Source organism: Bilophila sp. 4_1_30 (assembly GCF_000224655.1).
Lineage (GTDB): Bacteria > Desulfobacterota > Desulfovibrionia > Desulfovibrionales > Desulfovibrionaceae > Bilophila > Bilophila wadsworthia.
In genome coordinates this window covers 598,922-614,114 of the sequence record NZ_JH114231.1, presented here as the reverse complement: position 1 = coordinate 614,114, position 15,193 = coordinate 598,922, and the positions used below count along the sequence as shown (strand labels likewise).

12 protein-coding genes are annotated in these 15,193 nt (G+C 54.0%); 2 read left to right on the top strand and 10 right to left on the bottom strand.

The features are described 5' to 3' along the window. Positions 1-8 precede the first annotated feature (8 nt). On the top strand, positions 9-1,262 hold the full coding sequence (locus HMPREF0178_RS02900) for a TRAP transporter large permease (RefSeq protein WP_009378935.1): 1,254 nt from the start codon (positions 9-11) through the stop codon (positions 1,260-1,262). Between the two features lie 197 nt (positions 1,263-1,459). After that, positions 1,460-2,197 carry a FadR/GntR family transcriptional regulator gene (locus tag HMPREF0178_RS02895; protein WP_009378934.1) on the top strand — a complete coding sequence of 246 codons (738 nt, stop codon included), beginning with the start codon at positions 1,460-1,462 and terminating at the stop codon, positions 2,195-2,197. A gap of 74 nt (positions 2,198-2,271) precedes the next feature. On the opposite strand, the gene HMPREF0178_RS02890 is transcribed toward HMPREF0178_RS02895, so the two are convergent. From HMPREF0178_RS02890 to HMPREF0178_RS22975, 10 genes are all read right to left on the bottom strand, one after another. After that, positions 2,272-3,870, bottom strand: a complete 1,599-nt coding sequence (locus HMPREF0178_RS02890) for a CoA-acylating methylmalonate-semialdehyde dehydrogenase (RefSeq protein WP_009378933.1) — start codon at positions 3,868-3,870, stop codon at positions 2,272-2,274. Between the two features lie 565 nt (positions 3,871-4,435). Then, positions 4,436-4,855, bottom strand: a complete 420-nt coding sequence (locus HMPREF0178_RS02885) for a tripartite tricarboxylate transporter substrate-binding protein (RefSeq protein ID WP_039958502.1) — start codon at positions 4,853-4,855, stop codon at positions 4,436-4,438. Between the two features lie 467 nt (positions 4,856-5,322). After that, positions 5,323-6,549 (bottom strand): arsenite methyltransferase, encoded by a 1,227-nt coding sequence (gene arsM, locus HMPREF0178_RS02880; RefSeq protein WP_009378924.1) that lies wholly within the window; start codon positions 6,547-6,549, stop codon positions 5,323-5,325. Between the two features lie 488 nt (positions 6,550-7,037). Beyond that, positions 7,038-7,883: a ModD protein gene (modD, locus tag HMPREF0178_RS02875; protein WP_009378923.1), complete on the bottom strand. Its 846-nt coding sequence runs from the start codon at positions 7,881-7,883 to the stop codon at positions 7,038-7,040. Further along, a complete protein-coding gene (locus tag HMPREF0178_RS02870) occupies positions 7,880-8,563 on the bottom strand; it encodes a molybdenum ABC transporter permease (protein ID WP_009378922.1) in 684 nt (227 codons plus the stop codon). The genes modD and HMPREF0178_RS02870 overlap by 4 nt, the downstream gene beginning before the upstream one ends. Positions 8,564-8,575: 12 nt before the next feature. Beyond that, positions 8,576-9,298 carry a molybdate ABC transporter substrate-binding protein gene (gene modA / locus HMPREF0178_RS02865; RefSeq protein ID WP_009378917.1) on the bottom strand — a complete coding sequence of 241 codons (723 nt, stop codon included), beginning with the start codon at positions 9,296-9,298 and terminating at the stop codon, positions 8,576-8,578. A 34-nt stretch (positions 9,299-9,332) separates the two neighbouring features. Beyond that, positions 9,333-9,962 carry an ATP-binding cassette domain-containing protein gene (locus HMPREF0178_RS02860; protein ID WP_232281171.1) on the bottom strand — a complete coding sequence of 210 codons (630 nt, stop codon included), beginning with the start codon at positions 9,960-9,962 and terminating at the stop codon, positions 9,333-9,335. 322 nt (positions 9,963-10,284) lie between these two features. Further along, positions 10,285-10,479 carry a 4Fe-4S dicluster-binding protein gene (locus tag HMPREF0178_RS22985; RefSeq protein WP_369736909.1) on the bottom strand — a complete coding sequence of 65 codons (195 nt, stop codon included), beginning with the start codon at positions 10,477-10,479 and terminating at the stop codon, positions 10,285-10,287. A 207-nt stretch (positions 10,480-10,686) separates the two neighbouring features. Then, positions 10,687-10,878 carry a hypothetical protein gene (locus HMPREF0178_RS22980; RefSeq protein WP_157134902.1) on the bottom strand — a complete coding sequence of 64 codons (192 nt, stop codon included), beginning with the start codon at positions 10,876-10,878 and terminating at the stop codon, positions 10,687-10,689. Then, positions 10,838-11,116, bottom strand: coding sequence for a hypothetical protein (locus HMPREF0178_RS22975; protein WP_009378914.1), 279 nt, complete (start codon positions 11,114-11,116; stop codon positions 10,838-10,840). Before HMPREF0178_RS22975 ends, HMPREF0178_RS22980 begins: the two co-directional genes overlap by 41 nt. Positions 11,117-15,193: the final 4,077 nt, after the last annotated feature.

The following is a 15,193-nucleotide window of genomic DNA, read 5'->3' as shown; positions in this document are numbered from 1 at the left end:
GGTGACATATGTTGTTTGGTTTCCTCATCGTAGGTTGTCTCTGCATAGGTTTGCCCATCTTCATCGCGTTGGGCATAGGCCCACTGGTGGAGCTCATCCTGAACGGCGAACCGCTGGAAGGTTTCGCACAGACCCTGTATTCCGGGGTGGACCAATACACACTGATGGCGATTCCATGTTTCGTGCTGGCCGGGGCCATCATGGGGCGCAGCGGAATTACGCAGGACCTTGTGGATGTGATGAAGGCGGCGGTGGGCAAGGTCTCGGGTGGGCTTGCCATCGTGACCATCCTTGCCTGTACATTCTTCGCGGCCATTTCCGGTTCGGGTCCGGGAACTGTGGCGGCGGTCGGCGCGCTGCTCATTCCCGCCATGAAGAAGGAGCGGTATGACGAGGACTTCGCCGCCGCCGTCAGCGCGTCCGGCGGCGTGCTCGGCGTCCTGATCCCTCCGAGCAACCCCCTTATTGTCTACGGGGTGATCACGTCCGCGTCCATCGGTGATCTGTTCATTGCGGGTATCGTGCCGGGCCTGCTCATGAGTTTCCTGATGATGGGAACGGTCTTCCTCATTTCGCAGGTGCGCGGGTACGCCGGGGGGAACGCCTTCCATGTGCGCGATCTCGCTGTCTCTATCTGGAATGGCAAGTATTCGTTGATGATGCCGGTCATTGTCCTGGGCGGCATCTATACGGGTATGGTCACGCCCGTTGAGGCTGCGGTCGTTGCCGTACTTTACGCGTTGGTCGTGGCCATGCTGGTAAAGCGGACACTGACCTTCCGGGGGCTCTGGGATTGCTTTACGGAGTCGAGCACGGTATGTGGCGGCTTGACCATCATCATGGGGACGGCGGTGTTTTTCGGGGAATACATGACCATGAACATGATCCCCCAAAGCCTCGCTGCTTTCGTCATTGAATTTGTCAGCAGCAAGTATACACTGTTGATCATCATCTGCATTTTTCTGCTCATCATAGGCACATTCATGGAGACGCTGGCGACGACCATGATCCTGACGCCCATCCTGTTGCCCGTGATCACGACGTTCGACATCGACGTCATCCAGTTCGGCGTGATCATGGTTGTGACCAATGCCATCGGTATGCTGACCCCGCCGTTGGGGCTCAATCTGTTCGTGGCCTGCAACCTGACGGGGCTGTCACTCGAGCAGGTATCCTCGCAGGTGATCCCGTTCATCTGCGCCTTGATTTTGGGGCTGGCACTGATCGCTTTCATTCCCTGGCTGTCACTTGTTTTGCTGTAACGCGCGAAAGACGCATGAAGGGGATTGCCCGGTGCTGGATATCTTCTCCTCTGTATTGAGTTTACTTTAGAGTTGCGTTGGAGTAGGTTTATTCACTTAATCAAGCAAGAAAGCCTTTATTCCGAGGCGTTCGCGCACTGCCGCGGATGGCCGGAAGACGAGGCGGCCACACACTCTAGACCACCACGCGAAAAGTTATGCTGAATACCATGGAACTTTCCTCCATCCGTTCCCGCAAGGCGCCCCAGGAAATCGTATACCGGATCCGTGGGCAAATCCTCGCGGGCCTACTGGAAAGGGGCAGTAAGCTGCCCTCTGAGCAGGAGCTGATGCACACCTTCAATGTGAGCCGGCAAACGTTGCGCGAGGCGCTGCGGGTTCTGGAAGTGCAGGGGTTGCTGGAGATCCGTGCGGGGTCAGGGGGCGGTGCGTTCGTTGCGGAAGTGGACCTTGAGACGGCTCAGATGGGGCTCATCAACTTTTTCCACGACAAAAACCTTTCCATACAGCACCTTACCGCCACCCGTACGCTTCTGGAGCCGTATCTGGCGGAACAGGCCGCACTCAACAGGACGGACGAGGACCTTGAGACGCTCGAAACCATCCATAAGAACTGCCACGATGCCTTACGCGACAGTGAATTGAAAAAGGTCTACAAATACGAAATCCGGTTTCACACCGCCGTGGCCAACGCCGCGAAGAATCCCCTGCTGATTCTCATTGAAAATTTCACCTCCAGCGTGTTGCTTGACACCAAGCATCTGCTGAAGCCGGATGTCAATTTTTCCGCCCATGTACTTGATGCGCATGAAAAACTGATTGAGGCGATCCGCAACCGCCAGCCGGAAGAAGCCCGTGAAATCATGCTTGCGCATGTGCGGACAGTGGGCATCTTTCTCGAACAACTTGCGGACACGCCTTTGAAATGGCGCTGACGCGCTGAAAAAGGCTCCCGAATCAAGGACTCGGGAGCCTTTTTGTTTCTCCGGAACGTGTATCCGGGGGCTCGTCAGTTCCGCTTTCCGGAGTTTTCGGAGAGACTGCCTAGTGTGCCGTCCCACGTATCAACAGTGCCGCTATGGCCGTCCTCGAACCAAGTGGAAGTGACGGTTTTCTTTTCCGTGTAGAAACGTACGCCATCCGTCCCCATGGTGTGCAGGTCACCGAAGAAACTCCGCTTGTGCCCCGTGAATCCGAAGGAACAGACAGGCACGGGGATGCCCACGTTGACGCCGACCATGCCGCCGTGGGTTCGCCTGGTAAACTCGCGGGCGTATCTGCCGTTCTGGGTGTAGATAACGGAGCCGTTCGCAAAGGGATTGGCGTTCATGACGGAGAGCCCTTCCTCAAAATCCCGCACGCGCTTGATGCAAAGCACGGGCCCGAAGATTTCCTGTTCGCCGATGCTCATGCCGGGCGTGACGTGATCAAACAGCGTCGGACCGATGAAGAAGCCGTTTTCATATCCCGGAACGGAGATGCCGCGCCCGTCGAGGACCAATTCGGCACCTTCCCGAATACCTCGACCGATCCAGTCAAGGACGTTCTTTCGGCGGGAAGCAGATACCAACGGCCCGAGCGTCGTGTTTTTGTCGTAGGCCGGGCCGAGCTTCAGATGCGCGGCCTTCTCTCGGAGTAGGCGCACCAGCGCATCGGCCACCGGTTCTTCGGCTACGACGACGGGTAGGGCCATGCATCGTTGTCCCGCACAGCCACAGAAGGCGTTGATGATGCCCGCAGCGGTCCGCTCCAGTGCGCAGTCAGCCATGACCAGAGCATGGTTCTTGGCTTCGCCGAGGACCTGAACGCGTTTCCCTTCAGCAGCGGCCTCGGCGTATACCCGGGCTCCGGTTTCGCTGGAGCCGACGAAGCTTACACCGACGATATCGGGATGTTGAATGAACAGGCTCACGTCATCCGGGGCGCAGGTGATCACATTCAGGACGCCCGGAGGCAATCCCGCTTCCATCCACAGCTCAGTGAAGCGCAGGGCCGATTGCGGCGCGGCACTGGCGGCCTTGAGCACGAAAGAGTTTCCGGCTGCGAGGCACAGGGGGATCATCCAGCCGTGAGGAATCATGGCCGGAAAATTCCACGGCGCAAGCCCAAGAAAGACACCTACCGGCTCAAGGTACTGGACCGTGTCGTATTGGGAAGACACGTTCATAAGCGATTCGCCCTTGAGTAATTGAGGCATACCGCAAGCGAATTCAATAACTTCCTGTGCTTTGAGGACATCACCGAGGGACTCGTTCCATGTTTTTCCCTGTTCTATGCACAGCAATCGCACGAGCTCGTCGAGGTGTTTGTCCACCAACGCCTTCATCCGGAAGAGTACGCTCACCCGTTTGTACACGGGGGTGTCTGCCCATGCCGGAAAAGCCTCTCGGGCAGCAGCGACGGCGGAATTGAGTTCATCAGGCAGGCTTGCGGGCACTTTGGCGATGACTTCTCCCGTGGAGGGATTGAAGGCATCTCGATAAACGGCAGTCCGGGATGGTTTCCATTCTCCGGCAATAAAATTGTTGAGGCGCCGCAGTTCGCCTTGTCCCTTGGGATCCGCTCCGTGAATTGCCGTGTAATACCGGTTTTGCGTGGAATGCGTCATGGTTGTCTCCTTCGTACACAGGTTGTGAAATACAGTGAAGGGTGCCCTGACCATTGGTTGCGGTCCTCTCTGGAGTGAAGCCGCTTTCGATCGAAGTGTAGAGAGGAGAATACAGAAAGTCAACAAATAGTATGCTATTTGACTATATGAATAGTATGTTTTTATACTCTTCCTGAGAGATGGAAGACGCGGATAACCCTGTAAAGTGACGAATAAAATGATGTAAAAGGTGACGGCGCATACAAATGCCTAAAACAAAATCGGCTCGTTCAGTGTGGGAATGGCGAAGTAACGATGTGAGAAGGCCGCGTATTCATAGAGACATTTAGCGGTCATTTCAAAACTCGGTGGGATATATTGTGAATATTCTATTGTGGAGAATGGTTATGAGCAAATTCCTTTTTGGGTAGTATCCAAAAAGACGTTTTAGGATCTGTATGATGCTATACTATTTTTTATATTGATGTGTTAACTGCCTTTTAGATGTGGAGTCTCACCCAATGCAAAGCCCCTTTCGGGGCTTAGTTGTCGGGGGAGGCCTGCATAATATGATATGGGGCCGCAGTTATTCCTCGACGGTCATGATGCCTTCGTCAATGAGACGTTGGGTGACGGCGGTGGCGTTCTTGATGGATTCGAGTGTGGATGCCTGATCGAGCGGCAGGTTCTCCATGCTCAGGGAAGCGAGGAGATTCTGATACTTCTTGTCTTTGCACGCTTCAAGGAACGCGGCTTCAAGTGTGCGGACGATTTCTTCCGGCGTGCCCTTGGGCGCGTACATGCCGATACGGACGCCGATGCTCATGGCCGGGTGTCCTATTTCCTTGAAAGTCGGCGTGTCCGGATAGGTCGGGAAGCGTTCCTCATTAGTGATGATCATGGGTACGAGCTCTGGGTTGTAGACGTCCTCAAGTACGATGTCGATGTGGTTGCCGAGCACGGCGGCGACGGCCTGCGGCCCGCCGTCTGCTGGGATCGCCCGCACGGCCCGGCTGCGGGAGACTAAGCAAGAGGTATGCCACGGGAAAGGCACAGCTTTGATGCTGTATCTTACTGTTTATAAACGTTTTCTTTGTACAGAATGGGATCGGATTGTGACCCGGTGGAAACAGCGCGGACGGACCGTTCAAAGAATGAACGCCGATGTTTCGATTCGGGATAGGGGGAGGACGCAAGGGCGCCGCAGATCGGGAGCCGATCCGCAGCGCCGCGAAAAAGGGAATCGGGGGGAGACTTCGGAGGGAAAAACGGTCAGGCGTCCTCTTCGGTGGTCTAATTCTGACGGGCCGTCAGGGCGAGCATGATGGAATCAGACGCACTGAAGTTTTTTTCGTTGGACTCGCGCAAGGCGTGTCCGAGTTTAATGATATATTCGGGATTCATACATTTCCCCACAAAAAAAGCCCCTTGAACCGGAACCGCAAGGGGCTGAACGATAATTTTGTCTTTTGGTTATTTGCGGGCTTCGATGGACAGGCTGACCACATAGTCGGCCATTTCCTCTCCTTGCGGAAGTGTTTCCGCTATTTGTTTGTACAGAGGATCGTTCCAGTCCTGCATGTTCCGCACATAGTCGGGCTTGGGCGTCAGCACTATGGATGTGAACCCCGCTTTTTCGAGCAGCGCCTTGGTTTCTTCGACCAGAACCGCGCCGGCCACGCAGCCGACGAGAGCAGCAGCCATGTCCCGGACATTGTCGGGAAGAGGTTTCAGCAGCGCAAGGTCGGAAACGGACACCTTGCCCCCGGATTTCAATACACGGTATATTTCCCGCCAAACCTTCGGCTTGTCAGGGGAAAGGTTGATCACGCAGTTGGAAAGCACCACATCAACGCTGTTGTCAGGCACGGGAAGGCATTCGATTTCGCCAAGACGAAACTCCACATTGTCCAGTCCAGTGCGCTGGCGGTACTGCTCAATATTTTTTCGAGCTTTGGCAAGCATCTCCGGCGTCATGTCCACACCGATAACCCTGCCGGATGCCTTCACCCTTTCGCCAGCCTGAAATACGTCAAAGCCGCCGCCGCTGCCAAGGTCCACAACGGTCTGTCCTTCCCGCAACGCGGCGATGGCCACGGGGTTACCGCAGGAAAGCCCCATGTTCGCGCCATCCGGCAGCTTGGCTAGAGACTCGGCATCATATCCCACGGCTGCCGCCAAACGGGCAGGATCGGCCTGACTGCTGCGCTGGCTGGAGCAGCAACAAGAACGCTGGCCGGTGGCAATGGCCGCGTATCCGTCTCGTATGGTTTCCTTCACGTCTTCGCTGCTTTTTGTTTTATCCGCTGTATCCATAGTCTTTATCTCAGTGTTATACGTTTGCTTTTGGCAACAAGCCGATAAAAATTCCTGTTCGATACCGCCTTCCGTCAAGTACGGCTGGCAGTGGGCAGAATTGCCGGAACAACATTCGGACGCGAGGTAGGCTATGGTTTCCAGCATCAATGGAATGTTGGCCCTATAGCGGGTATTACGGCCTTCACGCTCCATGCTGACGAGCCCGCTGTACATGATGTTTTTCAGGTGAAAGGAAAGGTTCGTCTTCGGTATATCCAGCATCTGGGAAATTTCACCGGCAACCAAACCTTCCGGGGCATACTTGACCAGTAGCCGGAAAATGGAGAGCCGTACTTCCGAAGCCAGGACTTCAAAAACCGTGGTGGCTGTTTTGATTTTCATAGTTCTATTGTTCAACATTAATTGAATAGTGTCAAGGTGTGCTCTATCTTTTAATGGCAGCATAAAAACGCATTCTCGAAAAAGGGGCTCTTTCCACGTCTCCCGCTTCGGCTTTAGCTGGCTAAACCTGGTGCTTGAGCGCGCTACGGCTCTAGAGTGAGCCGAGGTCTGGGAGCCATTCCCGCGCAGAAAAGGCCCTGATGATCGGGCCTTTGGGAGCTGACAGCCGGATCAGGTCGGGTACACTAATACTATGCCTGTAACCTGATAAAAGAGAAGGACAACACCAAGGGAATCCCCCGAGGTGTTGCCCTGTGCTTTCTTTATGAAATACGGATGATATAAAGCGCAGTTATGGCGTTGCACGGAGCAGGCAGCGCATACAGACATGATCCAGTGCCGTGTACCGTCCGTGTAGTTCGTGGAATAGCCTCTATTCGTTTGAAGGTTCCGTTTACAGCCCGTATGGATGCCGCCCCCGCAAAGCGTTACGCGCTGACGACCATCTTGATGTCGGCGGGCTTGCCGAAATAGGCCCATGTCGTCACCAGCACGTCCACCCCGGTCGCGGCGACTGCCGTCGCGTTTTCACCGGTCACGCCTCCGGCTGCGAGCACCTGAACGGCGGCGTTGACGGCCTTGACCCCGTGTACCGTTTCTTTAAGATCCGCACAGGTAAAACGTTCGCATTGGATGGAATCGATGCCCGCGCGTGCCAGCAGGAGGGCTTCCTCCGGGGTGGCGACTTCCGCGCCCAGCTTCTGTTCCGGAAACGCCTTGCGGTACTCGGACACCCGGGAGGCGAATCCGTCGAGCCCGCCCGTGAAAACACGATGCAGATCAAAAACCAGCAGGGAATCTGAAAGCCCGAGCCGATGCACGATGGCTCCGCCAGCTTGCGCCGCCGCAAGCGAAAGCCATTTGGTCCCGGGGAAATGCTTGCGGGTAACTGCCAGCTGCACATGGGGATTGGCCTTGCGCGCGTTTTCCAACATGCCCGCTGCGCGGGTTGCGATGCCGGATGAATATTCCATCACGTTCTGTGCGATTTTGAGGCTCCGGTGGATGGCCCCCGCCGTGCCTTCGGCGTGCAAAAACACCTGCCCCGCCTCCAGCCGATCGCCGCTGGCGGCTTCGCACGCAACCCGGCACCCCGAAGACTCCAGAAGCCGCGCGGCGACCTCCACGCCCGCCACGACACAGGCGGCTTTGGGATGGCACGTCAACCGTCCCGGTTCGCGCCCGATGCCCAATGCCTCTACGGTCAAATCCATGTACGGACAGTCTTCTTCCAGCAGTTCGTCGATGAAGCGCTGGCTGATGTGAAAACTCATGCCTTCCTCCGTTGCAGTTGATCGATGGCGAGATACAGACACAGGCTGATGCAGGCGAGCAGGACGCACAGCGCCGTGGCCCGCTCGAAGTCGCCGCGCGAAACGGCATTGAACACTTCAAGCGACAACGTGTTCGTCCGCTGCGCGATGTTGCCTCCGAGCATGAGCGAAATGCCCACTTCGCCGAAAGAGCGCGTTACGCCGAGCAACAGCCCCACGACAAGGCTGGTGCGGATCAGCGGAATGGCCACGAGAAAAAAGGCGGCTACCGGACCGGCACCGGTCACGCGCGCCGCTTCCGTGAGCTTGCGTACCGTTTCACTGCCGAGCGCCGCCTGGACGGGTTTGATGACCAGAGGCAGCCCCGCGATGTAGGCCGCCAGCACGACCGCCGCCTGAGAAAAGATCAGCCGGACCCCGAACAGCCGCTGGAGAGGCTCCCCAAGCCCGGTCTGCCCCAAGGCCATGAGCAGCAGGTAGCCGAGCGCGATGGGCGGAAACACCAGCGGCAGCGTCACAACGAAGTTGAGCGTCCGGCGAAACGGCGCTTGCGGCGACCTCGCCCAGAGAGCCAGCGGAACCGCCGTGATGAGGTGCAGGGCCAGACACACGGCGGCAACCTTCAAGGTAAGCCACACCGAAAACAGTACTTCCTCGTCGTGCAACAGTTCGCCGAGCACATCGGTTCCCGGTTATGGGCGCAGCCCGTGTTTGGCGTAAACGGATCGGGCCTTGTCGGATTGGAGGAACGTCAGAAACGCCTCGACTTCGGGGTCCTTCTCCGCGCCTTTGACCACCGCCGCGACCATTTCGATGGGATCGTAACCGGACTGGATGTCCATAGAGCCTCCGATGGACTTGCCCTGTGCCTTGACGACCGCCGTATTGACGAATCCGGCGTCCAGTTCGCCCGTGGTCAGATAGGAAAACACCTGCGGCACGGTGGAAAACATCCGCAGCTTGTCCTTCAGCGGTCCACGCAGGCCGCTCTGGGTCAGGAATCGCTCAGCGGCCTTTCCGTAAATGGCGCCCTTCTTGTCGGGATAGCCGATGGATCGGATCTTCGGACTTTGGAGGTCCTGGGGCGACTCCACATTCAGGCCCTTTTTCCACGCCAGTACAAGCACGGCGGTACCCAAAGGCTGAAACGAAGCGAAAGAGACGTCCGAATCCTCCAGTGTCTGCCTGTCGGAAACGAATACGGAAACCCCGCTTCCGGCCTTGTACTGGGCCAGCGACTGCCCGATGGTGCCGCTGTAGACCTCGGTCAGCTGTTTGCCGGACTCCTGCTTGTACAGCGCGCAGAGTTCGGAGAGCATTTTTTTGTAGCCCATCCCCGTGGTCACGGCTGTCTCGGCCAAGGCCGGTACGACGCTCAGGCCCAACATGACCAGCGCCAGAATCCATCGTTTCATTGCAGTTCCTCCCTGTGCGGCAATCACCGCGGGTTCAGTCTTCCGCCAGCTTGCCGTCTTCAAGGTTCAGAACGCGATCCGCCAGAAAGCGGCGTTCCGCGTCCGAATGGGTCACATACAGGATGGGGACGTCGAACCGTTCCGGGATCGCCTTGATGTAGGCCATGATTTCTTCTCGTTTGCCCCGATCCAGCCCCGTCAACGGTTCATCCATGAGCAGCAGCTCGGGACAGGCCAGCAGGGCGCGCCCCACGGCGACACGCTGTTTTTCGCCTCCGGACAGATCGGAAGGCGTGCGGTGCAACAGCCGTCCCAGACCCAAAAGCGCGACCACGTCTTCGAACGATACCCCGGACGGGCCCCGGAACCGCCGCCCGAACAGCATATTCGAGCGCACGGACAGATGCGGGAACAGCCGGACGTCCTGAAAAACATACCCGATCCGCCTCCGTTCGGGCGCGAGGCATACGCCCTGTTCCGCATCGAACCAGACTGCCTCACGGCAGGCGATCCTCCCCGCATCAGGCCGAAGCAACCCGGCAAGGCATTGCAGTAAGGTGGTCTTACCCGAACCGGACGCCCCCCACAGTACCGTGATGCCGCGGGAAGCGAGCACAAAAGAAACCTGAAGCGCGAATGCTTCAAGTTGTTTCTGGATGGACACCTGCAACACCCGTATGCTCCGAAAAAAAGTCTTTCCTTCCTAAAATGCCATAAGAGGACGGAAAAACAATCCGGGTAGGTTTTCATCAGAATTCGTGACTCAGAGAGGGGAAAGGGAAGTGCGTATGCGCGAGACACCCTTGAGAACCGTCCACAGTCTTCTGGAACCGTTGATTTTCCTAAAAACTTGATCAGTCCAGATACCCTGATTAGGTAAATAGCATTCATGAAAATAGCAGAGCAACGCAAAAGGAATTACCTTTTGCGTTGCTCTGCTATTTTCTATAGGCGTAGAATTGTAAAGGCTCTATGTCCCTATCTACTTATGGCTTAGGTACCAACGCCATACTTCCAAAGAGGCAAATCTGTACACAAGGTCCGCAACCATCACAGCTTGCGGAGTCCACAACCGGAATACCGTTTTCTCCTAGGCGGATAGCCTGATAGCCACTATCGCAGCACGAAGTTACACACTTACCGCAACGATGACAGGTTATTTGCTCTACCGCTGCGAACATCCGACGTGAACGGTTCAGATTTTTGTGCTCCGTGAAATATGGAAGGGAGCGCCCCACCAGATCGGTAGGAGAATTCATGCCCTTACGCTCCAAGTATCCCTGTAGCCCTTCACAGAATTTTTTGATGATGTCATAGCCATTTTCCATAACTGCGGAACATACCTGTACAGTGTCCGCACCGACAAGCATGGACTCCACAGCGTCTTGCTACTCATAGATACCGCCGATACCGGAAATAGGCAGGTCTACGGTTTTGGCTACTTGCGCCACGCAACGTAAGGCGACAGGTTTTACCATGCGGCCCGATAATCCGCCGAAGGAGCTTTTATTATCAACGTTAAGCAATGAAGCGAACGTCTCAATATCGGGGAAGGAGCTTATTGTATTGATCGTAGAAATGCCATCTGCGCCCCAGTGTTTGCAGGTGAGTGCTCCTTAGATTGTTCACGGGCGGCAGTTTGACATACACAGGGAGGGTAGTGGATTGACGGACCCAGCCAAGGACCTTTGCCATGAGGAAGGGATGCATCCCGATTTCGGACAATCCACCAAGCTCAGCACTGCCGTGGGGACAGGAAAAGTTGAGTTCCAGCGCATCGGCCCCGTCTGCGGGCACAGCGCGGGAACTCCCTTCCATTGTGCCTCAAGGGGAGAACCGCCACATAACAGGCTGGCGATGAGGACATGCTGGGGAATTTCTGCTTGATTGCCGAGATGTCCCCCAGCCAAGCATGTACGATCTTTTGTGTGATGCGCTCAATGTTGGTGAACGCCATGAGCCGGTTGCCTATATGGATGCTTTGTATTCAGGGGGTTACATTGTGTAACGCATTGGGCTCATCTTGGGCGAGCGTTTTGATGACGGAACCTCCCCATCCCGCGTCAAAAGCCCGTTCAATCATTTCCCGTGAACCTGTGGGAGGTGCCGAGGAAAGCACAAAAGGGTTCAGGTAATGGATGCCAGCGGCTTTTATACCCAACACTGCGGTCATAAGGAAAACTCCTTGTTCCGACAGAGGATTTAAACTTTTCGCATAGATCGGATCAAACGAAAAGTCAGGGCAGGTTGCCAGAGAAAGGCTCTTGCAGTCGCGCCTTGGAGAGGAGGTACTAACCGTACAGCTATAGCGTTGGATAGTGTATGGAAAGAATACCGAAGAACACAGGATGTATCATCCAGGGTATCAGGGAATAGCTCTCTCCATATTGCCGTGGAACTATTTCTACGGTCATACCGCTGTATTGTACTCGCCCCTAGCACGGTAAGTCTAGCGTCCGTAAAAGCCTACCGCGAGTATATTTTGAGGACATCTGCTGAGGGCTTCTCTGTGGCTAGCAATTTCTTCCTTGATGCTGCTCCATCCTGTGACCTCCAGAGCATGGCAGGTCCACTGGACAATGTTGCGGAAGCGGAGCTATTTCGTATGGCAGTTTACATTGACTCCATCGAACATCTTTCTCTTTTTTACGGAATTTGGCCAACAATGCCCGTGGATATGAGGAATTCGTCTAATAGAGGCAATAAGTTGGCATTTTCAGGCGGGACAAGTAATGGATGCATTACCATCTGCACATCCGGTATCAGATTGACTGATGTGCCCCTCTCGACCGGGAAATTATTTTGTACTTTTATGAGCAAAAATTACTGAAAAGACACAGATTGTTTTTTCCATCAGTTACGCTATTCTTGCTGTGATATACAATGGCTATTTGCAGACAGTGTCGAGGAATTATGCAATATTACATGTGTGAATGTAGAAAATCCATATGATGAATTCTGCACCAATTTGAAACAGCATCATCTTGCTACTGAAGAAAGGAAACGTTTTTCGGACTCTCTAGATTTGCGTCGGAACTTTCGGGATCTGAAGTAGTTTTTCTATTATAAATCAATGAATGTCAGTGTTATTTTGTCCTTTTAGGCAACCTCGTCGCATTGAAGGGTGATACAGTTTCTCAGGGTAAATATGCACAGGGTGTTCTCCTATAGGGTGTAGAATTTCAGAAGATTCGGTCTGTGTGTGATGTTTGTCCATCAAAAATCAGAGGTTGAGTCTGTCTCACACAATATAGGCAAGGGAGAGTCAGTTTTTTCTCTTCCGGGCGCAGTCAGTCATTTCTTTGGTGAGCAGCAATGAAATCTCGAAAAATACCCTTGGAATTTCTGCTGTACAGAAGGCTGCCGTAGATAGTCTGACGGTTGGTATGCGCTATATGTGAGCAAGGCTGCAGTGCTGGAGAAGAAGGCGTTTTGGCTTCATTTGCTTTTTTTGGGGCTTCTGACTGGCAGTTTTTAGCCGCGACAGGTGCTGACGGTGAAGAAACCAAAGTTCCCGATGGTTGGCACAGTAAAAAATGAAACTACCCTCGAGAGGGGAGGCTTTTGGGGACGTGCGTGATGTCAATCATAAAGTTTTTTTGTGTGAGCACAACATATTGAATATTATGCTAAAAGATAGTTAGAAACTTAAGGCCATCCAGCAACTGCTAGGCCTTGGTAAAGATAAAATCCGCGCTCTTTTGAATTCGTTCATTGAGCGCGGTTTCGTTACCAAAGAAGGCCGAGGAAGAGCGACGTACTACAGTTGAAACCGTCATCATGGAGTTCCGCACCAGGCGAACCTATACCCGGTTGCTTGCCTACTGCCGTGATGGGGGACTGCCTGAACCTGAAAATCTTGAATAGGCGATCCGATTTCTGGATGGGCTTTCGCGGCCTTTGTCGCTTGGAGAACACGCAGGAGCTACCTTGCCTTCCAGAGATTGCCTCGAAACGCCGCTCGGATGACAGGGGCTCCCTCTAATCTGCTGAAGAGGGGAACGGTGGTGAAGCACTGGTCGGGGAACAGGCTCTTGTTGTGTGTTGTCTGCTTCGAGAATATTCCTTTGCCATATCCCTGTTGGTACGGATAACATCTCCCCGATAGGAAAGGTATTGAGGAGGTGTGCCGTTGGCTCGTCCCAGGCATTCGTCAGATGTAACCGTTTATAGGCATGAGCTTTTCCCCTATCCTACTGCCGGGAATATAGACGGGCTTGGAGTGTCCATATGTTTCGTACCCTTTCGTTGATTCGTGGTTTCGGCCTAATTCCTTTGTTTACTTCCGGTGATCCAGTTGCTCTGCTCGAATGGTGCCGCGTGGTTTGGGAAGGCGGTTGCCGTATCGTTGAACTAGATGGCACACAGATCAAGCAGGATTGTATCGGTAAGCTTCGTGGGAAACTGCCGAATATGGCCTTCGGAGTACGAGTCATTACTGTCCACCCAACAGGTTATCGCGTTTGGAGATGCCTCATATCTTTCCCTGACGATCGTGATGCCACACTGGTGCGTTGCACAAAAGTGCAGGAAGTCTGGTGTTTCTGGAATGTTCGTCCCATCGGTTCTAGATGCTGCCGGGCGGCTTGGGCCGGGATGCTGTGATGTTTCCGTTCAAGCCGTGGAAAACCGCGCCCGCCTTTGCGGAAAGTACCACCATCTCCAGTTTATTTTCCGGGGTAAGCTGTTCGATACCGAGGTCAGCACCTGTCTCACCTCCCCATTGACGGGATGAAACTGTTGCATGTGGGCATCTATGTAGGGGATGATGCTGAAGCCCTTGTGGGATTTAGCTGCTATCACACGGGGAAAGCTAGTGAACAGGTCTTGCAGTCTTTTCGTCGGGGAAGGCTTGGAATTTATGAAACGGAACGTCCCGTGTAAGGGGACATATCGCTACGGTGCCTTTTCGGTTGCCTGACAGTGTAGGCAGCTTGAGGAGGAAGATTTTGAGCTGAATTATGGTTCGGCGCACTACGATGCCTACGGGACGCTTTTATTTGTGTATCTGAAAGTTGAATGGGGCGGGCTTCGTATCCACCTTCAAAAATATTGAGAAGATCGTGGTTCTGTTTGAACCGTTGGATAGAAGACCAGCTCTTCGGCTCTTTCTCGGCTTGAATTTCATCATGGGATTGCCCTCTTTCCGTGCAGGGTACCCGCCGCATCATGCTCACAGCAAAAGAGGTGAATTCTAGATTGGCTAGAGTCCACATGTTTGGTGATTTTATTTATTTTGTTCTTTGTAATAGTTTATTTTAATTGAATTATTCAGAATGTAGATATTCTCCCTCGAAAAGTTTGGAGGAATTTACAACTGATGCCAAATAGTTCTGTGGTTCAAGTGGAGAGCTTTTTTAGGGGGCCTCACCTCAGAAGGGAATCCTTTCCAAGTTTATAGGGGAGGGCGTGGTGGCCTTCCGCATGGTTTTTGGAGAAGTGAGCATATATATGCCCATAGACCGGATATTGAATACTCATCAGACCACAGGCAGAGGCCCTTTCCGCATCCGGTATAATTCCACGCGATTGTAGGAGCAAGTTTGGATGTACGGAACGCTATGGGCAGACACCACCTGGCAGATGAAAGAACGCCGTCCAAAACATTTATCACCCCTTCTTTGGTTTGGGCGAGGTTTTAACGTTTGGGAGTCATTGTTACTTTCTGTATTCGGATCATTTGGCTTAGATTTTATATTTTTTTGAAACAAATGAAGGAGCAGCTGCGGCCTACGTCACCCTCCTTACAGGGAACACGTCCATGCCCCTGACGGAAACAGAAAAATCCTTTGTGTGCTCATGGATAAGGAACTGAAACAGCTTGAGACTGAATGACTGGGCTTCACCGCCAAAATCCTGCGGAAGCCGGACGGCGCTGGAGTAGAGCAGCCGTTC